Genomic DNA, 24,077 nt, shown 5'->3' with positions numbered 1-24,077 from the left:
GAGATCGCCGGCCCTTATATTCAAAAAACATATAAATAACTTTTGGTTACACATTATATTTTCTTTGTTGCCAAAGAAGATAGATTACTGGAATGACAATCAAGGTAAGTACTGTCGCACTGAGCATACCCCCAACCATTGGGGCCGCAATGCGTCGCATGACCTCAGAGCCTGTGCCTCCTAAGAGCATAATAGGTAATAGACCGCCGATAATGGCAGTTACCGTCATGATTTTAGGGCGAAGCCGTAAAAGAGCACCGGCCACTACCGCATCAAAAACATCCGCTCGAGTCAGGGCACGCTGCTGCTGTAACGCCTCTTCCCTTGCTTTTTCCAAGGCCTGGTTAAGAAATACAAGCATAATGACCCCAGTTTCTGCAGCGACTCCAGCTAGGGCAATAAAACCAATGCCGACCGCGACAGAGAGATGATAGCCTAATAAATACAAGAGCCAAATGCCCCCGACTAACGCTAAGGGTAATGTCCCTAAAATAATCAGAACCTCAGCTAATCGACCAAAATTAAGATACAGCAAAAAGGCAATAATTGCTAAGGTTAATGGGGCTACCAAAGAAAGGCGTTGTTTGGCGCGTTCCAAATATTCGTATTGACCAGACCAAGTTAATGAGTAACCCGCGGGTAATTTCACTTGACTCTGAACAGCATCCTGAGCTTCTTTAACATAAGAACCTAGATCGCGTCCGGCAATATCAATGTAAACCCACCCATTAAGCCTGGCATTTTCACTGCGAATCATGTCGGGGCCTTCGGTAATTGATAAAGAGGCAATTTCACTTAACGGAATCGTGGCACCCATTGGCGTGACAATAGGCAATAAACGAAGCTTTTCTAAGGAATCGCGAAGGTCGCGAGGATAACGAAGATTTACAGGATAACGTTCGCGTCCCTCAATGGTTTGGGTTACATTCATGCCACCGACGGTTGTTTCAATAATTTCTTGAATGTCCTCAACATTTAATCCATAACGAGCCGCTTTAAGACGGTCTATATCAATGGTGATGTAATGGCTGCTTGCAACGCGCTCTGCAAAAACAGACGTGGTGCCGGGAATTTTTTTCAAAATGATTTCCAGTTGTTCCCCAATGGATTGAATGGTATTTAAGTCAGGCCCCGCAATTTTAATACCCACTGGAGTTTTTATCCCTGTGGCCAACATATCAATACGGGTTTTGATGGGCATGACCCAGGCGTTGGAAAGTCCCGGCAATTTAAGCCGTAAAGACAACTCTTCGCGCAATTTATCCATGGTCATTCCTGGGCGCCATTCGTTATGGGGTTTAAATTGAATGGTTGTTTCAACCATAGATAAAGGTGCTGGGTCGGTGGCAGTTTCTGCTCTGCCTATTTTACCAAACACCGTTTTGACTTCTGGGACAGTCGCAATAAGTTTATCGGTTTGTTGGAGTAGTTGTTGTGCTTTTCCGATGGAGATTCCAGGAAATGTTGTGGGCATGTAAAGTAAATCTCCTTCATCAAGTTCCGGCATGAACTCATTACCCAAATAATGAAGGGGTAAAAAACCAAGAAAGACAATTAGAGCGGCTAGGGCTAAAATCATTTTTGGGGCTTTTAAACTGGCATATAACACCGGTTGATACAATGCAAGTAACATTCGGTTAATAGGATTTTCATGTTCTTGTTTGATTTTACCCCGGATAAAATAGCCCATGAGTACGGGAACTAAAGTAATCGAAAGAAGAGCGGCTGCGGCCATCGCATAGGTTTTGGTATAGGCAAGAGGGGCAAACAATCGTCCTTCCTGTGCTTGTAAACTGAAGACCGGTAGAAAGCTAATGGTAATAATGAGTAAGGAAAAAAATAAAGGAGGCCCTACCTCAAGTGAGGCTTGTTGCATGATGTGCCAACGATTCTTTTCTGTAAGGGGTTCATGCTCGAGGTGTTTATGTGCGTTTTCAATCATCACGATGGCGGCATCAACCATGGCGCCAATGGCAATGGCAATTCCTCCTAAGGACATGATGTTGGCATTAATACCTTGAAGGTGCATGACCATCAACGCCAATAAAATTCCAATAGGTAAGCTTATGACAATGATTAAGGAGGAGCGAAAATGAAATAAAAAGACGATACAAATAAGCGACACCACAATAAACTCTTCAATCAATTTATCTTGCAGGGTATTAATGGCACGCTGAATTAAGCTTGAGCGATCATAAGTCGTACTAATTTCTACCCCTTTGGGTAGACTTGCTTGCAATTGTTTTAGTTTTTCTTTCACATTCGCGATGGTTTGCATGGCGTTTTGCCCAAAGCGCATCACGATAATGCCACCTACAGCTTCACCTTGACCGTTGAGCTCGGTAATTCCGCGGCGCATTTGTGGGCCTAATTGCACTTGAGCGACTTCTTGTAACAAAATAGGAATGCCATTTTTACCAAGTCCTACGGGAATTTGCTCCATATCTTTTATGGATTTTAGATAGCCCTTGGCGCGTATCATGTATTCGGCTTCACCCATTTCAATGGCAGAGCCGCCTGCTTCGCGATTGCTGCGTACCACGGCTTGTTTTACTTGTTGAAGGGTTAATCCGTAAGCGCGTAAACGGTCAGGATCTAAGGTTATTTGATATTGTTTGACCATGCCTCCTGCGGTCGCTACCTCAGCTACACCAGGCACTTTTTGTAATTCATATTTCAAAAACCAATTTTGCAGACTGGTTAATTGGGCGAGGTCGTGTGTTCCTGTGCGATCCACTAATGCATATTCATAGACCCAACCCACACCAGTTGCATCAGGACCTAAAGTGGGCTGGGCACCTAGGGGTAGGCGATTGGTAATTTGGCTTAAATATTCCAAAACCCGTGAACGGGCCCAATATAAGTCAACCCCATCTTGGAAAATAACATACACATAAGATACTCCAAAACCCGATTCACCACGTACCGTCACCGCACCCGGTACTGCCAACATCGCAGTGGTTAGAGGGTAGGTTACTTGGTCTTCAACGATTTGTGGCGCTTGACCTGGGAACTCTGTTTTGATGATGACTTGCACATCAGACAAATCAGGAATGGCATCGACTACAGTATGTTTTACTGTATAGATTCCCCCCAGTATGAGCATGCCGGTCATTAATACAATTAAAAAGCGATTTTTAATCGACCAGCGAATAATGGCAGCTATCATTTAGAGTTATCGTCCTTGGGTAATTTTTTTATCTTAGTAATCATAAAATCAGTGTTCTTTTTTTCTAAATCAAATTGAATCGAGTCACCGATTTTAAGCTCATCAAATACAATGTCTTGTGCTACTGAAAAATTCATTTCCATGGCAGGCCAATTTAAAGAGGGAATTGCCTCGTGTTGAATGGTGAGCGAATGATTGGCAAAATTTATCTTTTTTATAATCCCGACTCCTTCAACGGATGTATTAGAGGTAGCACTGGATTTTTGATTCTTTTTGTCTTGGTTCGGTGTTTGTAACCGTTCAAGTCCTGCTTTTAAATTGGACTCGGAATCAAGAAGAAATTGTCCAGAAACAACCACCTGTTCGCCTCGTTTCAATCCGGAGATAATTTCAACTTGGCTTTCTGACTCCATACCCACGGTTACAGGACGAACTTCAAATCGTCCTTGGGCTTGCGCCACGATTACGCGATCACCTTGGCTGCTTCTTATTAATGCTTCGATGGGAATATGAAGCACATTGGCTTTAGGTTGGGTAAGAATGGTAATACTCACATACATATTAGGCTTTAACTGATTATCCGAATTTTCAAAGCGAAATCTGACTTTAACAGTGCGGGTCGTGGTGTCTAATTGCGGATAAATGTACTCTACAGCACCTTTCCATTGTTTATTAGGAAAAGCAGATATTTTTGCGATGGCACAATCCCCAACATGCACCCAACTGGCTTGTTCTTCAAAAATTTGAGCAATCATCCACACACTAGCAAGATCTACAAGGCTCATCATCTCTAAATCTGGAGTGACTCGCATGCCTTCACGAATATTAAGTTGGGCGACAATGCCATCTTGAGGTGCATAGATAGCGACTAATTGATTGGCTTTATGAGTTGTTTTGATTTCTTGAATTTGTTGTTCGGAAATATGTAACGACTGTAATTTTTTATAAGAAGCATTGATTAAGACCGGCTTTTTGTTCTCTAAAGCAATTAAGTATTCTTCTTGAGCAGTTACTAATTGCGGCGAGTAATACTGTAATAGAAGTTGGCCTTTTTTTACCGTCTCACCTACTGTTTTAACCACGAGATTTTTTACCCAACCATCAGCATAGGTATGAATATGACCAATTTTGTTTTCATTAGGCTCCACATAACCCACCGTATCAATTTGCTTTGCCAAATCACTTTGCATCACAGGTGCAAGACGAATGCCTAGATTATTGCTCACGACAGGAGAGATTTGCACTGTCCCATCATTTGGATGTTCATCAGCATAGACCGGAGTTAATTCCATTCCCATGCGTGATTTTCCAGGTCCTGGGTAGTGAATGGTGGGCTCCATGGAATCAATCCAATAAAGCGGTTTTTTTTCTTCTTTGGCCATGGATGCTTTTTTATTAGTGGCATCTGTTGACCATCGCCCAAGAACAATGCCTAAAATCAGAACAACGAGTGCAAAAGTGACTAATTTTTTGTTCATGTTGGGGTTCCTTCGAGATAGAGCAAGGTTGCATGAGCTTTTAAGCGCTCTACTTGCAGTTGAATGTGCTCTAATTGAATGGTCAATTCACTGCTGTAGGCGCGTAATACGGTGGTTAATTCGGTCGTAGCATTTTGATAAGCGAGTAATGCCGCCTTAGCATTTTGCTTGGAATCTGGAATTAATTGCTGGTTGTATAAATGTTCTCGCTCTAAAAGATGTTTCCAGGTGGTATATTGTACATTAAGAGATTGCAGCAAATCACGATAATGAATGTGTCTGTCCATTTGAGTTGCATTTAATTTATTGAGGCTTGCATTGAGTTGTCGGTCTTGGCGGTTTGCCGTGAAAAAAGGCAAATCCATAGTCACTTGAGCCGTCAGCATATCAGAGCGTGGTGTTCCATCAGGCATTCTACCTTGTCTTAGTCCATAACCTACACCCAATTGCCATCCCGGTTTATACTGCTCTTTAGCATAAGCGACTTCGAAAGAGGAGGCTTTGATATTTGCTGCATCTGCTTGTAATAGAGGATGTTTCATAAGGCTGTCTTGTAATTTTGCCATGGAAGGCAGGGCAGGCCAACGGGGCATGGACAGTGCTAAAGGACGATTGACGTTATTCATGCCAATCCAACGACCCAGTTGTGCTTTCAAAATTGCAATTTGCTGCTTGTTTTGAATTATTTGATTCTTCAGTTTTGATAGTTCTAACTGAACTTGCACTACATCGGTTTGGTTGATTTTTCCTGTGCTGTATTGAGACTCTGTTACTTGCAGTAACTCTTTATAAAGTGATTCATTGGTCTTTAGGGTGTGTAGCGCTTGGGACCAGTAATACAACTCCAACCAAACTTCACGCACAGTACGAATTAACGTCAGTTTTTGTTCTGTTATCTTAATCAGTTCGGTTTTGGCTAATGCGCGCGTTTGTTGGGATTTCATTTTGAGCGATCTACCGCGTGCAAATTGTTGCTGGAGTCCAACTTGTACCATCGTCATTTCGTCTTGAGTAAAACTAAAGGTATCGGTTGGAACATTAATAGTCCCTGCGGCTAATTGGGGATCGGGTAGTTGTCCGTCTGCGATTGATTGCTGTCTTAGGGCTTGGCTGTTTGCGTTTAAACGTTGTAGCTCTGGAGATTGGTTAATTGCTAGATGTTCTGCTTCGGTTAGAGTCAGTGGTCGGTTTTGTGCAAAAGCAAAGGGTGCTATTCCCCAAAAAAGGTATAACATTGCTGCAAAGAATCGAAAGACACCTTTTGTTTTCATGTACTGACCTTAAAAATTAACTGTCTAATAATAGTAGTGACACGGTACAATATAAAGAGTGCCCTCAGTTGTTTTATAGATAATTGGGTTTTCCTGCATATCAAGCCCAAACTGGCAATGATCAATCATCAGTACTCATCTCCTTCGTCTCTTGCAATGCAAATGCATAAGTGAATAACCCTATTGTGGCTATAAAAGCTAATGAAATAAATCCCACATCTGGTTCTGGTTAAGAACCTCCAAAAATGATCTGGTCTAATATTGAGTAATTTCAATATTAGATTATATCTATTTTTCTGGTTCCAGGTTTCTTTCTGAAAACCATGAACGTTGTAGCCAAAAGGCAACATCCACTAACAAAATAAGAACAGGTACTTCAACCAGTGGGCCAATGACTGTTGTAAAAGCAATGCTAGAATTTAGTCCGAAGGTAGCAATTGCTACAGCAATAGCCAGTTCAAAATTATTACTGGCTGCTGTAAAAGACGCTGCTGTTGTTTTTTCATAGTTAGCACCAACGAGTTTGCCCATCGCAAAACTGATAAAGAACATCACAATAAAATAAAGTGTTAATGGAGTTGCAATACGAATCACATCCAAGGGAAGTTGTAAAACCATAGCCCCTTTCAAAGCAAACATTGACAATATCGTAAAAAGCAGAGCAACTAGGGTAATAGGAGAAATTTTTGGTAAAAAATGGGTTTCATACCAAGACAGCCCTTTTTTCTTTATCAATACAAAGCGAGTTAGAAATCCAGCAAAAAAGGGAACTCCAAGATAGATAAAGACACTTTCAGCAATGGTCATAAAATCGATGTGAATTATTTGGCCAGTCATGCCTATCAGAGGAGGCAAGACCGTGAGGAAAAACCAGGCATAGATACTAAAAAACAACAATTGAAAAATGCTATTAAACGCGACTAAGGCTGCAACATATTGATTATCACCCTCAGCCAGCTGATTCCAGACAATGACCATGGCAATACACCGCGCTAACCCAATGAGAATGAGTCCAGTCATATATTCAGGGTAGCTATGCAAAAATAAAACAGCAAGCCCAAACATGAGGAATGGACCAATAAGCCAATTTTGAATTAAGGACAATAATAAAATGCGCCAATCTCTAAATACCAGCGGTAATTCTTCATATTTCACTCGGGCCAGAGGAGGGTACATCATTAAAATCAATCCAAATGCGATAGGAATATTGGTGGAGCCAATAGATAATGAGTTGATAAATTGTGGTGTTTCCGTAAAGAGTGAACCGATACCAACACCTGCGGCCATGGTCAGGAAAATCCAGAAGGTTAAATACCTATCTAAAAAAGAAAGGCGATGGGTGCTACAAGTGTTCATGATAGCAACTCCTTTTCTATCCGTTGTTTCAGTTGATTAAATACCTCCTCAAATGCGGCATTAATTTCCATTTCAGAGCCTTCTGCTTTAGCAGGATCAGGAATACTCCAATGGAGTTTTTTCGGGTGACCAGGGAAAATGGGACAACTTTCGCGAGCGGCCTGATCACAGACGGTAATCACTAAATCAATAGACTCTGATTTAAACTCATTCCAGGATTTACTACGAGGCGCATTTGGCTTTATGCCATGATTGGTAAGCGTTTCAATTGCTTTGGGATGTATGTTTCCAGTCGGGAAACTACCCGCGCTAAAGGCTAGATGGCGGCCATTGGAGTAATGATTGGTTATAGCTTCGGCCATAATAGACCGACAAGAATTACCTGTACAAAGAAATAATAATCTAATTGGCTTAGTATTCATCAGCCACAGCATCCAGTTGCTTTTGACTTGGTATCACAGCAAGAAGTTGTTGTGTTTTTTTCTGGTATACAACAAGAGCTTTCAGTTGAATCTCCACCCGAAAAAAATTGTACATCTTGCATGGTATGATAGGCTTCCCAGACGATTCCATTTGGGTCATTGACCCATGACTTCTCTGATTTGGCATAACAACAGGTTGTTTCACCCTCACTATGCATAGAAATATTGGCTTCTGAAAATTGTTTTCTTAATTCCGCTAACTCAACGGCATTATCTACTTGAATACCTAAGTGCTCTACCCCATGTTTGTCAGCACGCGTTGAAATTGCAAAATTGATGCGCGGATCTTCCAGCATCCATTTGGCATAATCAGATTTCACTTTGACAGGCTCAGCTCCAAACAAAGCATTATAGAAACGGATGCTCTCATCAAGGTTGCTCACACCAATATGAATATGAAAACGCTTCATGATTTACTCCTTAGTAGAAGGACAACAACTATTTAACTCAATAACGAGACAATTTTTTGTATCGGGTTGTTGAATTCTGACTTGTTGTTTGCTGCAACAATCCTGAACAAGAAAGGCGATAAAATCCCGCATTAATTCAAAATTTGCTGAATAAAAAACATAACGTCCTTTACGGCAAGAGGTTACAATTCCAGCATGAGACAAGTGGCTTAGATGAAATGACAAGGTATTGTGTAAGATACCTAATTCATCGCCAATTGCACTTGCTGATAACCCTTCAGGTCCCGCCTGAACAAGTAATCGAAAAACTTGCAAACGGGTTTCTTGCGAAAGAGTATCAAATATTTTTATAGATTCTTTTGTGTCCATAATTCCAGAATAGTCGAATAATTAAATTTAGTCAAATGTATTAGGTGCGGCAATCCAAAAATGATCTACATAGAGTACATTAAAATAATTTGCTTCTACGTTCTAATAATATAACGTCTCTCCAAACACCATTTAACTGACCTAACTTTTCTCTAAAACCAATTTCACGAAAACCAAGTTTTTTATGAAGTATGAGACTTGCTGAATTTTCAGGAAAGATCCCAGCCTCCAATGTCCATATTTTATTTTTCTCTGATTCGGAAATAACTTTCGAAAGAAGTAAACTGCCAATCCCCTGATTTTGATTATATTTAGATACATAGACACTAACTTCAGCTACCCCAGAATATACACAACGATTTGATATAGGGCTTAACATTGCCCTACCCATCATTTGTGTGGATGTTGCTACAAATCTACATATGGTTAAATGGGTTTTATCCCATTCATGCCACTTTGGAGCAGCTGTTTGAAAAGTTGCATTTTGAGTGGCTATACCTTCTAAATAGATATTTTTAACCTCGTTCCAATCAGAAGACAGCATTGTTCTTATAGTAGTTGTCATAGTTCACTCAGCTAGATAAACCGTTGAAGTATTTTTATAACTTTGTCTTATTGGAGTCAATCAGCGCAGGATTTGTCCTTGCATTCAAAATATTCGAGATGCTGTTGATAATTTATATTCAGATAGGAGGCAGTTTCTGGGGTATTCTTAAAATACCCCATAATAGAAAACAACGGAGCGTTTCTATAAAATTCAGCAGTCCATTTAGAGTAATTTTTCTTCATTTGGTGTAAGCTCTATTTTATTATCATTAGGACGATCGCTATGACAGATAAAATACGTGGAAAGGTAAAATGGTTTAATAAAGATAAAGGATTTGGCTTTATTGAGAGTAGTGGCAAGGATTATTTTGTGCACTTCAGTGCCATTCAGGGTAGCGGTTTTAAAAATCTTCATGAAAATTCTAGTGTTCTATTTAAAGTGGGTAAAGGCCAAAAAGGCTTGCAGGCAGAAGAAGTTGAGATTGCATGATAATTTATTATTTTTTTATCTATTGAAGAAATATTTAAATGAAGGAGTCGTTTATGGAACGAATGACAGCAGTGGTAACAGGAGGTACCGGTGGGATAGGTTCTGCAATATGCCAACGTCTTGCAGCTGATTACCAAGTCATTGCATGTTATTTTAAAAATGGCAAACATGACGAAGCAAAACGATGGCAAGAAAGTCAGAGAGAGGCCGGCTATGATGTGGATATTCTCTATGGTGATACGACTCAATTTGCTGATTGTGAAAAACTCACTGATTTATTGATGGAGCGCTATGGACGTATCGATGTTTTGGTCAATAATGCGGGGATCACATGCGATACGACTTTAAAGAAAATGACCTCCCAACAATGGCAACAGGTTATTGATGCCAATTTGACCAGTGTATTTAATATGACGCGTAATGTGTTACCCGCTATGCTTGCTCAAGGCTATGGTCGAATTATTAGTATTTCATCGATTAATGGTCGCAAAGGCCAATTTGGGCAATGCAATTATGCTGCAACCAAAGCAGCTCTTTTTGGTTTTACCAAAAGTTTAGCGTTGGAAGTAGCTAATAAAGGAATTACAGTCAATACCATTTCTCCAGGATATATTGAAACGCCCATGTTAGCTTCTATCAAAGAAGAGATTCTCAATGCAATTGTTACTTACATACCCGTTGGTCGATTAGGTAAACCTGAAGAGGTAGCTGATGCAGTCACATTCCTTGCAGCTCCCGAAAGAGGCTTTATTACTGGCGCTAATCTAGATATTAATGGTGGGCAATACATGTAAAGAAGATGAATCCATATTTATCTTGTGTTAATTATTATTTATTTTACTATTTCACGGCCTGGAGTGTACCACAACTTGCTGATTATATAGAAAAAACTCATTCGGGACTTCGAGGATTTACAAGACCAAATTGTTTAGCATGAGGCAATTGTACGAAATCTATTAGGATGACAAAATTGTCTCACCAGTGGCGAGACAATTGCCCTGGACTCACAATCTCATCATTCTTAGTCAAGGTGAAAATAGACAAGAGCGTGAATTTTATATACAGAATGAGTGAGGTAAATAAAGGGAAGGTAAAAGGTCGATTGCTCGCCTAAACTTATAATTGGAATTAACTAGTTAGGTCAAATAAGGATTGGCAACTAAGTAAGAAAAAAATGCCATAGCCATTTAGCAACTAGGGTAATAACTATTACCCACAAGAGCACAATAATTGACGCAACCACCCAGTTTTTTGGTAATAACTCACCTTTATCAATAGAAATATCTGCAAGCCGATTGCAGTCATTCCAAACCTCTTGAGGTATTAGTTTAATCGCTAAGTAAATTCCTAAGGGGATAATGATTAAATCATCTAGTAATCCTAGAATAGGAATGAAATCAGGAATTAAATCAATTGGGCTCAAAGCATAAGCGAGAGTCATTAGTACAACTAATTTAGCTTTCCTATTAACTCTAGGATCTCGTTTAAGAAAATATAATATCCAAACATATTTCTTCATGGATACCACTACTTTATTTGAATTATTCATACAGGTGATAATCTCCTAAATAGAGGCCATGGAGCATAGTGAACAAGTTGTATTCAACCCAGAAAAAGTGATTAATGAGATGATTTGAGGTATAAATAGAATTGTATTTACCCGTCAACATATTGAAAACCTGTCATGGATGATGCTTCCTGCTATTGGCATGATGAACCATGGTGAGTGGCTTTTGATAAAATTATATGTTGTTTCAGGATAAATTACACATCAGTTTAAGATAAATTACCAACCTGTATGATGTAACCATAATTGTGAGATAATGTTCCGTGCTTCTTCGTCAAGAATGAAAATTGCCTGCACGAAATTAGGGCACTGAGCCTGGACTAAAAGTTCCTGACCACAGTCAGGATCATAAAACGAATACATTAAACCAAGTAAAACTTGTTTGCCATGACTGTAGCTGCCAATTGCATTTTTGATAAACTGGTAGTTTGGCTCTAACTGCCATTTTTTCTGAGCCATATCAAGAGATGAGGCTTTTATATTAAAAAATTCAGCTCCTACTTTTTTAATCCCTTTCTTCCAGGCAGAAACAAACAACTCTTCTGTCATAAAGCACCTTGGTTTAAAAGATGTTCAATTATATTCCATACATAAATTTTCTTCCACATTCCGGTGATTACTGCTCAGAGTGCAACTTTGATTAATAAAAAATAGTCCCCCATAGTCTGGAATGTAGCTTTAATCCATTATTTAAATGGTATCTAAGCATTAAAACCTCATATCAATATTTAAAATATTGTAATCCCATTAAAATGCTTTATTTTCAACAAAATATTACTTGTTTTTTTTCTTGACTGAATATTTGAATTTTACAATAGCAAGATTAACTTCTATGCTAGCTTCAGTTTCAGATGTGTCGAGGTCATCAGGAACTACTAGATCTGAAATTAAATCACCTGTTTTTTGCATGAGCTCTTGATACTTTGGTGAGTTTTGTGGGGTTTGTGGTATTGCTTTAATAGTGCGTGATATTTCTCTTACCTTTGTGAAGGTATCGATGATAGCTAGGGTAGTTTCTGTGGCTTTTGGGCTTTTTAATATAGTCGCTAGCATATAAAGGCCTTTCTCTGTGAAAGCCTTAGGCAAATTAGGTGAAAATTTTAGAGAAGTTAGGTGGTCGCAATTTGCGACTACCTCCTGTTTTTCTTGTTCGGTAAGTTCAACCAAATAACCTTCAGGAAATTTTTCTGGATTTCTGCTTACAGCTTCGTTAATTCTTTTAGTTTCTACACCATATAACTGAGCGACATCACTATCTATAATGACATGTTTGTTTCTGATTTCGATTATTTTATCTTCTACGTCTAATTGGCTGATATTCATTATTAAATCCGGGGTTAAAGCTTGATACACCATTATAAGGCGCGCTGAGTTTTTATCCCAGAAAAATTTATAAAAACAGGGGAGATTTAAGTTGGTGTAGGATGTGTTAATATTTGGGGTAGATAACGTACCTTATCTACCCCAAATAGGGTATTATTGAAAAAACACTCATGGAGAAGGCCTTGAATTTCCTGGATGACCAAAATGACAAAAATCGAAAGTTTGGGGTAGATAAGGTTTTTCATCCCTTGGATGTTCATTTTGATACCAATTCTTTGTCGGCCTGGTTGTCATTTTATTTTCAGGTTCATGTCAAAGGCGCACCTGAAAAAACAGTTCAGGCGAAACAAAAAGACTTATCTAAATTTTTAAATTTTTTCCAGGTCGAAGTAGGGCATGACCAGGTGGACAATTGGACACCAGCAGTCAGCAAACAATTTCAACGCTCCTTGTGTAATACCATTTCTGAGAAAACCGGTAAAGGATACAAGGCGACTTCCATAAATCGAACCATGGCAACCATTCGTCATGCAGGCCGATGGCTTTACCAACAAAGACCCTTAATAGCTGGTGATCCGTTATCTGGGGTTAAGGATTTACAAACCGATGCGCCAGAATGGAATGGTTTAAGTTCGAAACAGCTTATGCGTTTAAAAGCAGCCTGTGAGCAGCGTGCCAAAATGTGTACTCGAAAAAATCAAAATGCATTACTGGAGACGGCAGTCTTTTATGTATTGTTAGGAACTGGCTTGCGGGAATCTGAATTGGTCTCATTAAATATACACCAGTATCATTCAAAAGGGTTTCATTCTGTTGTTCGACATAAAAGTAAACGGGTGACTACTAAAATTGCGTTACCGCAAGAAGCCAGAGAACATTTGGATAATTATTTAAAGAGCCGAGTTTCAGAGCCTAACGAACCCTTATTTATAAATAGGGCAGGGAATCGTATTAATACACGGAATATTTTTCGAATATGTCAGCGTGTTTTAAAACAAGTGCTTGCACTTTTACCCGAAAATGAGCGATTTGAATTTACACCCCATAAACTTCGACATACTTTTTTAAAGAAAGTGACCGACAAGCATGGAGTGCATTTTGCGCAAGAGTTGAGTGGGAACGTTTCTATTAAAGAAATTTTTCGATACGCCAAGCCCAGCCAAGAAGAAATGCAGTCAACAATTGAAGATCTTTTTGCATAAAGTGAATGCCCTACTAAAAATTCACTTTACATAATTATGAAATATGACGAATTTTATCGCCATATTTCAGCTAAGTTAACATCTTCACTATCTGGTTGATGCTGTCTTTCCAATTTGTCTACTTGGACTACGAGTGGCAGATTAAAAGATGTACCTGTTATTATACAGCAGCCTTTTGCTAAGTTTGGGATCATACCTTTTGATAATGTATCTAACGTGCTTATAGTATTATCTAGTAAAAATAAATCTTTATCATTTACGAGGCGATGTATAAAAAAATTATGAATCTGAGACATTATTGTTGCGGAAATATCGGCGGGTCGTTGGCTTGATAATGTCAAAAAAACACCAAATTTACGTCCTTCTTTAATTATTTCTTCAAATAATTCCAAACGATAATCTTTCCAGCTTTCTTGTTCACGTGTTGACTGCAGAGATAAGACATTATGGGCTTCATCAATGATTAAATGTAAAGTCTTTTCCGGTGGGCTGTTAACAGTTTTTTTATGAGATTCATAATAGTATTTAGCTAAAAGTAGAGGAATAATTTTTTTAATATCTTGATTGCATTTTCTTAATGATATGATTTTCAAAAAGTGAGTATTATGCTTTTTCGAAGAAACAGATAAAGTTTTTTCCAAGTCTTTTACTGTAGATTCTATTCTTTTTAATAATGGTTGTATGTGCTCAAATTGAAAATGACTTGAAGTTAAATCATTAGTTAACTGTAAATGAACACGAATAATTAGCTCTTTAAAAAAATCAATATTTTCAATCGTTATTTTATCAACATTGGCCTTCATTATTAGTTTATAAGACTCTTCACTACCATTGAAGTGTTGGTTACTATCAGTAATAAAATGTTCCTGAGTAGAGTGCCACGATATTTTATTTAGAAACTCTTCCATATCCTTATTATTAATATTTACCATTGCAGTGAGAAGTAAATCTTTAACTTCCTTTTTTTGGGATGATGCGGAAAATGATTTTTTAAAGGTGTATTTTATATAGGCGAGAAGATTACTATTAGTGTCTTCGTCATAATATTTTTTCCAAGAATTAACTAATCTATCTAGGAAAGGCTTTTGCGTATTTGAGGTTGCTTTAAATAATAAGCCTAATACTTCTGAATCCAATAAATTCTCTGGACTAATGGGAAATTTATTTTTTTCCCTTCCAGTTCCTCGAGTATTTAAATGGTAAACGGTTTTGTCTTTTTCTTGGACCAGCTGATCATTCGTATATTCACCATTGAAATCGATTAATATGAATTGGCTTTTATTTTTAATTTCATTTAATTTTGAATTAAATAAAGTTGTATATAACTTTGCTAAAGTATTCGACTTACCACTTCCGGTATTTCCAAATATACCAATATGTGTGTTGAACAGTTTTTCCCATTGAAGATAGACAGGTATATTTTCTTTTAACATTTTGCCAATAACAAGATCATGATTTGCCATGTCATTATGATAGATTTTAGATATTTCTTCTTCAGAAATAAGAAACACCGGATCTTTAATCATGGGTAAAAATTTAATTCCTTCGGTAAAAATATCTTTTTTAAAGTAACCAATAGGTTTAACTTCTACCTTTCTTATATATGTGATTTTGTTGCTCTCTGCCTCAAATCTAGATTCGTCAAGAAATTCCCCTTCAACAATACAGGCAATATTTATAAACCCCCTTTGAATAATTAAATGTTCTCGAATAGATACACCTTTAAACTTATTCCCTTTATAAAATATAGTATCTTTACTTGATTCATCGAAAATTTTTAAAATTATTTTTATACCGTGCACCGCTATAACCTCACCTACTAAAATGGTCATTATTGTCTCTCTGGGTTATTGGGTTCCAAAGTGAAAACATTGGTATTAAATATTTCAAAATTTAAATTTTCCTTGCAGGAAATAAATTGTATGTTCTTATATCCAAGAAACTTTTTTTCCAGATTCTTTTTTTCTTGATCATTAAAACAGCAAACGAATAACTGCAGTAGATGATTTGATAAAGAACGTTTAATCAAATTAAGTATATGTTCATCAGCAAAAGAAAAACCAAATGAGATAAGTATGGTATGATCCTTTTCAAGTTCATAACTTAAAGCCCTGAGCATTTGATAATAATGTTCCTCAAATACCGTTTCATGAAACTTCCACTTTTCAGGATTAACAATAGGTATTTTTTTGTATTCCTGCCAGAACTGTTGTTCCAAATCATAACTTAAATCATCTAAGCGCATAGAGTTTAAAGATGAAAATTCTGATTTATCAGAAGAAATTATGTCTGTGAATTGATCTAATAGAGGACTCATTTGAGTAACAATTTGGCCTATTTCTGAAAATTTACCTGATGATTGATAATCGACAATTATGCGATCATCTTCTTTCTGCCAATAAGCCGAACCATGTAGATGAATTAGATTTATTTGAGGTACATCGATATAATTTTTCTCAAAAATTCCTGTCTGGCATAAAAATGTATTAAAGTTTTTGGCTTGTAAATATTTTTTTCTAAACCCTCTTGTTCCATCATTTAAGATAAAATCGCGTTGCCCTTGTTTTAATATTTCTTCCGATGAAAGAGCTATACATCCATCATAGTTTGTTGTAAAAATATTACATCTTCGTTTAGGCGATGTGCGTTTATATAAAATACTTAAAATCGTATGGATAAAATTACTATATTGCAGTATTACATTTTGTTTGGAAGTCTCTAAATTATGTATACAAAATTCTAAAACAGGTTTTATACATGATTTAAAATAATACATAAATAGTAAAGTTTTTAGTTTAGGTTGATTTTGGCTTTCAAATTTTTCCGCTAAAGTTTCGATAGTGAATCGGTTACCATTCTCGCCTTCTAACATTAATTCCAAGGTTGGGAATAAGCCATAAGAGGCTCCCGCACCAAGGAGTATATTTATATTTTTATCATAAATATATTCAATGTTTATTTGGCTTTCCATTGTATATCCTTTCACAATTAATTCAGTTGATTATAGCAGGAGATATGGCTAGTTTTAATTATTCAATTAACATTCAATATACTTATATAAACATGTCATGGTTAGTCTCTAATTAATAAGCATATACTTTCAGGAACAACCCCATTAGGGTTGACAAATAACCCCTTTGGGGTCATAATGTCATTATGAAAATAATAAAAAAATTACAAGTTGTGGTTGAAACGGCTGAATATTTAAAGCAAGCAGAATCTTGTATGGATAAGAAAAGCAGAGAGGACTTTGTAAGTCATATTGCTCAAAATCCTACGGAAGGAGATCTCATCCCCGGCACTGGTGGGGCAAGGAAGATTCGTTGGACAACTGATAGTAATCAGGGTAAGAGTGGTGGTGCTCGAGTTATATACTATTATCATAACCAAAAAATACCCATTTTTTTATTTACTGCCTACGGAAAGAGCAAGAAGGAAAATATTTCCGAAAGCGAGAAGAGCATATTAAAAACCATTATTAAATCTATTGTTAAGGTTTATGGGGAGGTTGAACATGAGTGATTTAGGTGAAAGTTTAATTCGCGGCGCCCAAGAAGCTCTTGAGTATGCCAAAGGTAATCAGGAAGGCGCAGTTACACATGAAGTGCTGGTTCCTACTCAAGTAGATGTTATGGCTATTAGAAAGAAAATGCATATGAGCCGACAAAAATTTTGTGAAGAATTCGGGTTCAGTGTTCGAACATTAGAAAAATGGGAGCGGGGTGAACGAACGCCGGAATCATCTGCAAGAGCTTATTTAACTGTTATTGCAAGCAACCCTACCGCTGTTATTAACGCGTTACATAAAACAAGTTGCGACAGAGGATAGGGCATAAGAAGCCGCCACCTATTGATCTATTATAAACCCGATCTTGACTTGGTAATGCATTTGCATTGCGATATATTATATGAGGTATTTAGGAGAGAAATTGTGGCCAACCTATTACACATTGAATCTACTTTAACAGATAGATATCAAATTATTATTCCTGATACTGTTCAGCCTGATGGGCATGTATTCCTTTCGAAAATGGAAGAAAATCAAGATGCCTACTATAGATAATTTTCTGGATTCTATAGCTGAAGATATAAGAAATAACCCCCAGCATTTAACTTCAATAAATAAAACATTATTCAATCGAATTGAATCATTTCTGAATGGTGTTGAATTTGATTTGAATGAAATGTTATTAGATGAGGAAGAAAAAGAATAACCAAAGATTGAGGATAAAACCTTTGGAAAGCCTCTATGAATAATCCACTCATCATTAGTGATTGGATTATACTGGCACATCCTCTTTTTATAAATCAAATTGCTTCTCTGGTAGAAGAAGTAAGGGAGTTAAAGTCAAAAGATCCATAAATTATCGTTCAAAATCAGCAACCAAAAAATTAGCCGCTATTTTCATTTGATCAGGACTTACGAAAAACTCATTAAAACAGAAGGATTTTTTAGTTCATTGATAAGATAATTTTTTAAGAGGTTTTTTTTTATTTGATAGACAGTTTGTGCCGTTTGGTAAGCAATTTTTTTCAAATTAACCCAGACATAAATAGCGCAGGCGATGTGATTTCGTTGTATGCGTTGCTTGCGGCACTGACATTTATCAATACCAGTAAGCTGCTTCACTTCGCGATGAAATTGTTCCACATACCATCGTATGGCACAAATTTTCTTCGTGTCATTAGCGCAAGTTTGTGACGTATCATTAGTAGCAATAAGATCTGTTCTATTAGAAGAAATAGCAACAGAAAACAACTTCATCTGTAAATGCTCAGGCATCCCTTTAAGCCTAATGAGCTTGCCGTGTCTTAATTCATCTTCGCTCCATTCAAAGCTACGCAATGGCTGGTAGGTTTCATCAGACCCCTTGAGTTTAGCTAATCGATTTTTTCTCATGGGGCAATAGAATATTTTGTTATGATCATTGATAAACAACATCAGCGTGCTGGTAGCATACCAGGTATCCATTAACACCGTTTTAAACGGTAATTTCTTGTGGTAAACAATATTATTAAGCATGTCTTTCACATGGTCTGCTTTACCTTTCCCGTCTTTTTCCGGGTCAAAAATTCTAAAATCGATAACCCAAAATTGCTCGGTCTGTGGGTTAACGTAGATGCAGTTAACCAGTCCTATTCCGCGAATAACGCCATGGGCATTACCACTGTACTGCCAACGTACTGATTCGATATGGCGGGAATGGCTTTTATCTAGAACCGTATCATCGAATACAATAAATCCTTCCTCACTTGCCACAAGCTCAGCCTTAACTTGTAACCAAACGTCACTGGCTGTTAATCGCTCTCTTTCTAGGTACAATTTTACCAAATCATGGCTTACATCAGATACATGCTCCGCATAATTGGTGAGCGTATAATTGACTTGGCTACTTAGCAAATATTGGCAATATTCTAATCGGCCAAATGACTTTCTTGGGCGGGCTATGGCTGCGCTCTGTCGGAAAAAATATACGCCATCTTAGATAAATAAAACTACATTGCAAATGATCTTTTCGACATCCTCTCCTTGAGAATTCTCTTGTTTTTCTTTGATCTATTGGCCTAATAGGTGGGGTTTTTCGTAAGTCCTGTTGATGCTTAAGTGGCACTGAAGTTTTAAAAAAATCAATAACGTAACCACTTGATTAATATATAAATTATCTGATTATCCTGATAATCAGACCTAAGGATATTTCCGTCCAACGTGTACAACGTCGAAATTATGTCTTATTTTTAGATAACGTTGGAACATATATATGAAAGTACAAAAAATTAAACTGAATTCTTATGATGTCACATGGATCGTTGATAATAATCATTTACCAATCAAAACAATTATGTGAGTTCTTGCTAATGTTAGACGTAATTACCGTATAATTAATATGGTGTCAGTTAAGGGGTAAAAATGAATGAAGAACAGCGAAACTGTGTATTAATGGATGAGCATTGGCTTATGTTTGATGCGTTACATAGTTATGAAGGCTACAAAGAACTGCGAATTGAAGCGGATAAATTAGGTGTTTCAATAAAAACAGCCATTATAGACAGGCTGGGAACAGAGAAAAACCAGACTGTATTACTTGTTGAGTAATAAATAATCTGCCCGATCCATAGCAATGATAATGAATCCGCTATATCTTAATGGGCTTGTGCTCCTGTCGGCTGTGGTTCCTTTTGAAAAGTCCAAATCAAGCCTAGTAGAATAATCCCCATCCAAGTTATTGATTTGATCCATGAGGCATAATAATAAAGCTGTATGAATTGTTGAGGCTGATTTAGATGGGGAATTACATTAGGGGCTGAAAATAAACTGATATTGTTACTTATAATAACTGGTGCTGTAAAAAGGAAAAACCCTTTTAAAATAAACTCATAATTCTTCATTTTAACAGAAGTAAAAATAATCAAAACAAGAGCAGGCGCTAGAAGCAAAGCAAACCTTGGCCAGTAAAAAATATGGGTTATTGGGGTAAATAAATCGCTATAAGAGGAAAATACCCCTGATTTTAAAGCGGTTTCAAAAGAAAGCGACAAATAAGACAAAACCAACAGTAAAAACGATAAGTAGTATATTGGTGTTTTTAGATTTATGCGCATTATAACAGTTCCCTTTTTTGATCATGGTGTGAGTGCTTTAGCTCATCGTTTATTCTTTAGGGTATAGTGTTCTTCCAGAAATGGTCGCTATTGCTTCTATAGGAATCGCATGTTCCTCATCATTAGAACAATTTAAGCTGATAATTTTAGCCATAGCAGTTGCTGTATCGTAATCAGGTCTAATATGTGTATCTGACGATGCGATACATGTTGTGTTTCCAATAAATAATTTAAAACGTCTTTGGCTTTGTTTTTCTGAAGCGTAAAACGGTTTTAGAGTAACTCCTGATAACACTGTCCCAGATAAAACTGTTTTTTCCTTATGAGCCGTATCAGATGGAAGCTTAAATTGTTTTGTTACTATAATATGCGCCGTTTTACCTGCTTCAACATAAATTCTATTGGGTTTTACTGATGAAATAGAATGGGTATTTTTTTCTTTGTTTTTTATTAAAAGGAGTTCAGGAGGCATTGGGCCGATAATTTTTAGTTCTGGTGAAGCCCAATAGATGGCTTTATTATTGTCCAAAAGTTTGTAAGGCAAAAACACCACATCATGTTCCCCCATATTCCAAAAAACACCACAAAATAGATGCTTATCACCTACTGTAGAGCGGTTTAATAAATTACCTTTGCTGTCTGTAAAGCGATCGCAATAATGGTTATTTTGGTTCTTTGGCACTTTTAATGGTGAATACGCTAATTGAATTTCACCATTGGCACCCATAAGAAACAATTGACGCGAAGCAGTCGCATAAAAATCATAACTTAATTTAGCGATGAATGGAGATAGGAACAATACCAAGATCCCTAGCTTTATACCCAAACGCTGCGATGATTTTTCATTGAAAATAGAAAATAGAATGCACCACGTAAGCACAAGGCCTAGCAAAATGATAAAGACGTTTGTAAATGTTAAGAACACTATCAATACCTCTCTTGTAAAAATTATCTATGCAAATGGTTACTATTTTATCATATTGATTTTTTATAGCATTTAATCTTATTAATTAACTCATTTTTATTGAGCGTATCTATTTTATGCATGATGCTCTCAGGACTATGCTCTTGATCGAGCAATTGTTTAGCCCATAGCATAAACACATCATCCTCGGTGAGAATCTTAAAAAGCATATCGTTTTTTTCATCGAGCAATACTTCAACAGCACAAGCTACTAGCCATTTTGATGGCGTTGTTTCTCCACCAGCCATGCCTTTAATAGCCATAGGAGAATAGCTTTTATCCTTATCAAATAAAGTCTTCGCTTTGTGGTGCAATTTTTCAGAACGATTAACAACGGCTTGTAATTCTGAAAAAATAGATTTTATTTGATTGCTAAAATCCTGCTTTTTATATTCGGCAAGATTTACCCGATTCAGTAACGTTAACGCTTGTTCTTTGCTGGAACCTGAAAGCTTCCCTACTACAACTTTAATTTGCTGTATCATACTACTAACCATGGGTTCAAAGATGTTTAACTCCACTTTTTGTTCGTCACAAATAATTTCAATCTGCTCCAAAACATCGATAAATTCATAAGGCAATCGAAAGCGCAAATCGAGCAACGTGCTTGTTGGTGAAGGATGCAAGTGCTGATGAATGGCCTTAAGATTCTGCATGAACTGTTTTAACTCAATCGTTTGATTAATTGAAAGATTATCCCAACCATCAAATAAATCCGGCTCATTCATATGAAAAGAACCATAAATGTTCTTCCCATCCGTTGATTTGACGTAAACCCTTGAGGGTCTACGCAAATTTTGTTTCACTTCGAATCGCAATAATTTTTTCATTAATAAGCCTCTAATAAAATAAGTGATGAACTGTTGCAGTATTGAAATGCACAATCTTTTGCATCATTTAGTCGCGTGTACGTTTTGTTTGTTGCCAAATCGATGTAATATTTTTTACCAGCTTGTTTGTAATCGTATTTAGAACGAAACGCAAACACGGATGTATTGATGAATCCTCCCAACAAATAAGTTCTCATTGTTGGGGTTATTGCTGTTGTATCCTGTTTTGTCGCATCAAAATAGTGACTTAATAAATGGTGTTCATTTAATTCATGAAGGTTTTTTAGTTTTTGTAATCGGTGGCCATGATAATGCATGAAATAAGGAACACCGGAAATATTTATTTTTCTGGCACGTGTAGTGTACTGGTTATAGTAATTTGTTCTTCGCAAATAATAATAAGGTTTAAAAGCACGCAATACAGGCACTGTTGTATTTTGTCCGTACAGGTAAACGAGCTTATTGAATTGAGCATCAAGAGTGGCTTTTTGAGTTCGTGCACCCAATAATTTATTTTTTATTGTCTCTAAAGAATAGATCATCGACTCAATACCCTGCTGATTCATCTCAGGAATATCCCCCAGAGAAAGTTCTACCTGATAATCTAAACGCTCCAACCGCCTTAGTGCATTGCACAGCTGGGGGTAATGAACAAGAGTATTTAATTCCAAATAAGTGCCGATGGCTTCTTTAATGGACAACCTATTCCAGTAAGAATAAGAAATATCCTGATTTCTGGTAGATGAAGATGTAAGCATTAACGCTCTCAATAAATCGTTTAAAGAAAAGGCCAGCTCAAGTGGTGCATTGGTTTGATTTAGATGAATCATAATTACCTCGTTTTCTTTTATTGTCCTAATGACACTACTTAGTTTATTTACAAGAACCAAATTTGTCAACAAATAAAATCCATAAAATAGATAAATTAAAAACATCTATTATATTGACTGTTTTGTTATGGTCTGCCATACTATAGATGTTCACTTAGGAACATAATAGATAAAATAAGGAATAAATCATGATTAAACACCCTCTTCAAATCGGTTCCATTCTCTATGCTTCTTGGGGTTACGAGCAAACTAACATTGACTTTTATCAGGTCATTGAGCTAATTGGAACTTCCACTGTGGTACTCAGAGAAATTGCTCAAGAAAAAGTCACTGACAGCAACGATGCTTTTTGCGGAAAAACAAAAGCCAAACCTAATTGTTTTATTGATGAACCATTTCGAAAAAGAGCAAACGCGCAAGGCATAGTACGCATGAACTCCTTCTCGCATGCAAGTCTTTGGGATGGCGCCCCTCTTTATTATTCTTCTTATCATTAGACTTCGAAAATGCTCCCTGCATAAGCAGGGAGTTACCACTAATTAACTGTTTAATAAAAAATTGGAGATTTTGATGAGCAATATATCAACAGCCGGAACAAATAGTTTAATACAAGAAATCAGCATCGTTTGGTCTATAGATGATGTGTTGGATGTGAGGCCACTACTCAGCAAAGAGCAAGCAAGTATCGTATTACAACACCTTAAAAAAAATCATGATGCCACAATAGGCATTAATTGGGATGTCATAGAAATCGTTTCAGACGATTTATTCTTAAAGCCGATTAGAGTGATTAAAACACTTCGTTATAAAGAACACGAAATAGAAATTAGTTATCAAGAATCCGATGAACGCTATATAGCGGATATTCGCATCGATGATTGTGATGGCCATACCGTCCAAGGATTTTGTGGTTTAAAAACTGAATCAGAGGCCGTTTCTGTAGCTCAAGCCTTTATTGATGGGTTGCACTATACCGAAGAAGAGGAATTCAATTAAGTAGGCTAGATTTTTTCTAGCCTACTCGCTATTAGGAGGGAACACAATGGATTATTTAAATTTATGGCACCAATTAGTGGATGTACCAATAAACGATGATGATGAAATTTAAGAAGATTTCCTTCATTTTGAAAAAGGAACGAATAAATTCGAACTCTGGAAATGGTTTGATAAAAAATTACCTAAAGGAATCG

At 36.9% G+C, this 24,077-nt stretch carries 29 protein-coding genes; 11 read left to right on the top strand and 18 right to left on the bottom strand.

The genetic code is table 11. The features are described from left to right. Positions 1 to 46 precede the first annotated feature (46 nt). The 8 genes from Lstg_RS15815 to Lstg_RS15780 form a co-directional block, all read right to left on the bottom strand. The gene (locus tag Lstg_RS15815) at positions 47 to 3,169 is read right to left on the bottom strand and encodes an efflux RND transporter permease subunit (protein ID WP_058478584.1); all 3,123 of its coding nucleotides are present in this window, start codon (positions 3,167 to 3,169) and stop codon (positions 47 to 49) included. Continuing rightward, positions 3,166 to 4,647, bottom strand: a complete 1,482-nt coding sequence (locus Lstg_RS15810) for an efflux RND transporter periplasmic adaptor subunit (RefSeq protein WP_078061483.1) — start codon at positions 4,645 to 4,647, stop codon at positions 3,166 to 3,168. The genes Lstg_RS15815 and Lstg_RS15810 overlap by 4 nt, the downstream gene beginning before the upstream one ends. Beyond that, on the bottom strand, positions 4,644 to 5,918 hold the full coding sequence (locus tag Lstg_RS15805; RefSeq protein WP_058478583.1) for a TolC family protein: 1,275 nt from the start codon (positions 5,916 to 5,918) through the stop codon (positions 4,644 to 4,646). The genes Lstg_RS15810 and Lstg_RS15805 overlap by 4 nt, the downstream gene beginning before the upstream one ends. Positions 5,919 to 6,206: 288 nt before the next feature. Then, the gene (gene arsB, locus Lstg_RS15800) at positions 6,207 to 7,274 is read right to left on the bottom strand and encodes an ACR3 family arsenite efflux transporter (protein WP_058478582.1); all 1,068 of its coding nucleotides are present in this window, start codon (positions 7,272 to 7,274) and stop codon (positions 6,207 to 6,209) included. Beyond that, the gene (locus Lstg_RS15795) at positions 7,271 to 7,696 is read right to left on the bottom strand and encodes an arsenate reductase ArsC (protein WP_058478581.1); all 426 of its coding nucleotides are present in this window, start codon (positions 7,694 to 7,696) and stop codon (positions 7,271 to 7,273) included. The genes arsB and Lstg_RS15795 overlap by 4 nt, the downstream gene beginning before the upstream one ends. Then, entirely contained in the window at positions 7,696 to 8,166 is a 471-nt protein-coding gene (locus tag Lstg_RS15790; RefSeq protein WP_058478580.1) for an ArsI/CadI family heavy metal resistance metalloenzyme, read from the bottom strand. Before Lstg_RS15790 ends, Lstg_RS15795 begins: the two co-directional genes overlap by 1 nt. A 3-nt stretch (positions 8,167 to 8,169) precedes the next feature. Continuing rightward, entirely contained in the window at positions 8,170 to 8,535 is a 366-nt protein-coding gene (locus Lstg_RS15785) for an ArsR/SmtB family transcription factor (RefSeq protein ID WP_058478579.1), read from the bottom strand. A 79-nt stretch (positions 8,536 to 8,614) separates the two neighbouring features. Next, on the bottom strand, positions 8,615 to 9,100 hold the full coding sequence (locus tag Lstg_RS15780) for a GNAT family N-acetyltransferase (protein ID WP_058478578.1): 486 nt from the start codon (positions 9,098 to 9,100) through the stop codon (positions 8,615 to 8,617). A gap of 264 nt (positions 9,101 to 9,364) precedes the next feature. On the opposite strand from Lstg_RS15780, the gene Lstg_RS15775 reads away from it, so the two are divergent. Continuing rightward, positions 9,365 to 9,571, top strand: a complete 207-nt coding sequence (locus Lstg_RS15775; protein ID WP_058478577.1) for a cold-shock protein — start codon at positions 9,365 to 9,367, stop codon at positions 9,569 to 9,571. A gap of 53 nt (positions 9,572 to 9,624) precedes the next feature. Then, a complete protein-coding gene (gene phbB, locus Lstg_RS15770) occupies positions 9,625 to 10,365 on the top strand; it encodes an acetoacetyl-CoA reductase (protein WP_058478576.1) in 741 nt (246 codons plus the stop codon). A 365-nt stretch (positions 10,366 to 10,730) separates the two neighbouring features. On the opposite strand, the gene Lstg_RS15765 is transcribed toward phbB, so the two are convergent. The 3 genes from Lstg_RS15765 to Lstg_RS15755 all read right to left on the bottom strand — a co-directional run bounded on the left by Lstg_RS15765 (position 10,731) and on the right by Lstg_RS15755 (position 12,461). Next, positions 10,731 to 11,120 (bottom strand): YkvA family protein, encoded by a 390-nt coding sequence (locus Lstg_RS15765; protein WP_058478575.1) that lies wholly within the window; start codon positions 11,118 to 11,120, stop codon positions 10,731 to 10,733. 237 nt (positions 11,121 to 11,357) lie between these two features. Continuing rightward, the gene (locus Lstg_RS15760; RefSeq protein ID WP_058478574.1) at positions 11,358 to 11,687 is read right to left on the bottom strand and encodes a hypothetical protein; all 330 of its coding nucleotides are present in this window, start codon (positions 11,685 to 11,687) and stop codon (positions 11,358 to 11,360) included. A 225-nt stretch (positions 11,688 to 11,912) separates the two neighbouring features. After that, positions 11,913 to 12,461: an ORF6N domain-containing protein gene (locus Lstg_RS15755; protein WP_058478573.1), complete on the bottom strand. Its 549-nt coding sequence runs from the start codon at positions 12,459 to 12,461 to the stop codon at positions 11,913 to 11,915. A gap of 170 nt (positions 12,462 to 12,631) precedes the next feature. Here Lstg_RS15755 and Lstg_RS15750 point away from each other — a divergent pair, with 170 nt between their 5' ends. Further along, entirely contained in the window at positions 12,632 to 13,663 is a 1,032-nt protein-coding gene (locus Lstg_RS15750) for a tyrosine-type recombinase/integrase (RefSeq protein ID WP_238585459.1), read from the top strand. Between the two features lie 53 nt (positions 13,664 to 13,716). Here the strand turns inward: Lstg_RS15750 and Lstg_RS15745 are convergent, their stop codons facing one another. Then, positions 13,717 to 15,495, bottom strand: a complete 1,779-nt coding sequence (locus Lstg_RS15745) for an ATP-binding protein (RefSeq protein WP_058478572.1) — start codon at positions 15,493 to 15,495, stop codon at positions 13,717 to 13,719. Beyond that, complete coding sequence (locus Lstg_RS15740) at positions 15,495 to 16,634, bottom strand: SIR2 family protein (protein WP_058478571.1); 1,140 nt, start codon at positions 16,632 to 16,634, stop codon at positions 15,495 to 15,497. Before Lstg_RS15740 ends, Lstg_RS15745 begins: the two co-directional genes overlap by 1 nt. Positions 16,635 to 16,819: 185 nt before the next feature. Between Lstg_RS15740 and Lstg_RS15735 the strand changes: the two genes are divergently transcribed. The 5 genes from Lstg_RS15735 (at position 16,820) to Lstg_RS18115 (ending at position 18,026) form a co-directional block, all read left to right on the top strand. Beyond that, positions 16,820 to 17,185, top strand: a complete 366-nt coding sequence (locus Lstg_RS15735) for a type II toxin-antitoxin system RelE/ParE family toxin (RefSeq protein WP_058478570.1) — start codon at positions 16,820 to 16,822, stop codon at positions 17,183 to 17,185. Beyond that, positions 17,178 to 17,492, top strand: coding sequence for a helix-turn-helix domain-containing protein (locus Lstg_RS15730; RefSeq protein ID WP_058478569.1), 315 nt, complete (start codon positions 17,178 to 17,180; stop codon positions 17,490 to 17,492). Before Lstg_RS15735 ends, Lstg_RS15730 begins: the two co-directional genes overlap by 8 nt. Before the next feature lie 102 nt (positions 17,493 to 17,594). Next, positions 17,595 to 17,726, top strand: a complete 132-nt coding sequence (locus Lstg_RS18120; protein ID WP_261341902.1) for an AbrB/MazE/SpoVT family DNA-binding domain-containing protein — start codon at positions 17,595 to 17,597, stop codon at positions 17,724 to 17,726. Next, positions 17,710 to 17,877: a type II toxin-antitoxin system PrlF family antitoxin gene (locus Lstg_RS18035; RefSeq protein WP_230849074.1), complete on the top strand. Its 168-nt coding sequence runs from the start codon at positions 17,710 to 17,712 to the stop codon at positions 17,875 to 17,877. The genes Lstg_RS18120 and Lstg_RS18035 overlap by 17 nt, the downstream gene beginning before the upstream one ends. Positions 17,878 to 17,912: 35 nt before the next feature. Beyond that, positions 17,913 to 18,026, top strand: coding sequence for a type II toxin-antitoxin system YhaV family toxin (locus tag Lstg_RS18115; RefSeq protein WP_147286496.1), 114 nt, complete (start codon positions 17,913 to 17,915; stop codon positions 18,024 to 18,026). A gap of 57 nt (positions 18,027 to 18,083) precedes the next feature. Here the strand turns inward: Lstg_RS18115 and Lstg_RS15725 are convergent, their stop codons facing one another. After that, on the bottom strand, positions 18,084 to 19,112 hold the full coding sequence (locus Lstg_RS15725; RefSeq protein WP_058478568.1) for an IS701 family transposase: 1,029 nt from the start codon (positions 19,110 to 19,112) through the stop codon (positions 18,084 to 18,086). Positions 19,113 to 19,571: 459 nt separating this feature from the next. Between Lstg_RS15725 and Lstg_RS15720 the strand changes: the two genes are divergently transcribed. Next, entirely contained in the window at positions 19,572 to 19,757 is a 186-nt protein-coding gene (locus tag Lstg_RS15720) for a hypothetical protein (protein WP_058478567.1), read from the top strand. A gap of 47 nt (positions 19,758 to 19,804) precedes the next feature. Here Lstg_RS15720 and Lstg_RS15715 read toward each other — a convergent pair whose 3' ends face one another. The 4 genes from Lstg_RS15715 to Lstg_RS15700 are packed head-to-tail and all read right to left on the bottom strand — an operon-like array spanning position 19,805 to position 22,887. After that, the gene (locus Lstg_RS15715; RefSeq protein ID WP_058478566.1) at positions 19,805 to 20,263 is read right to left on the bottom strand and encodes a hypothetical protein; all 459 of its coding nucleotides are present in this window, start codon (positions 20,261 to 20,263) and stop codon (positions 19,805 to 19,807) included. Between the two features lie 49 nt (positions 20,264 to 20,312). Next, positions 20,313 to 21,188 carry a hypothetical protein gene (locus Lstg_RS15710; RefSeq protein WP_058478565.1) on the bottom strand — a complete coding sequence of 292 codons (876 nt, stop codon included), beginning with the start codon at positions 21,186 to 21,188 and terminating at the stop codon, positions 20,313 to 20,315. Positions 21,189 to 21,238: 50 nt separating this feature from the next. Then, positions 21,239 to 22,057 (bottom strand): hypothetical protein, encoded by an 819-nt coding sequence (locus Lstg_RS15705; protein WP_058478564.1) that lies wholly within the window; start codon positions 22,055 to 22,057, stop codon positions 21,239 to 21,241. Beyond that, entirely contained in the window at positions 22,057 to 22,887 is an 831-nt protein-coding gene (locus Lstg_RS15700) for a hypothetical protein (RefSeq protein ID WP_058478563.1), read from the bottom strand. Before Lstg_RS15700 ends, Lstg_RS15705 begins: the two co-directional genes overlap by 1 nt. A 188-nt stretch (positions 22,888 to 23,075) precedes the next feature. Between Lstg_RS15700 and Lstg_RS15695 the strand changes: the two genes are divergently transcribed. Next, on the top strand, positions 23,076 to 23,384 hold the full coding sequence (locus tag Lstg_RS15695) for a hypothetical protein (protein WP_058478562.1): 309 nt from the start codon (positions 23,076 to 23,078) through the stop codon (positions 23,382 to 23,384). Between the two features lie 73 nt (positions 23,385 to 23,457). Further along, positions 23,458 to 23,883: a hypothetical protein gene (locus Lstg_RS15690; protein WP_058478561.1), complete on the top strand. Its 426-nt coding sequence runs from the start codon at positions 23,458 to 23,460 to the stop codon at positions 23,881 to 23,883. Positions 23,884 to 24,077 lie beyond the last annotated feature (194 nt).

The sequence above is a fragment of the Legionella steigerwaltii genome (assembly GCF_001468065.1).
GTDB classification, from domain to species: domain Bacteria; phylum Pseudomonadota; class Gammaproteobacteria; order Legionellales; family Legionellaceae; genus Legionella; species Legionella steigerwaltii.
Note: the sequence above shows the minus strand (reverse complement) of the source record. Positions and strands in the feature narration are given on the sequence as shown.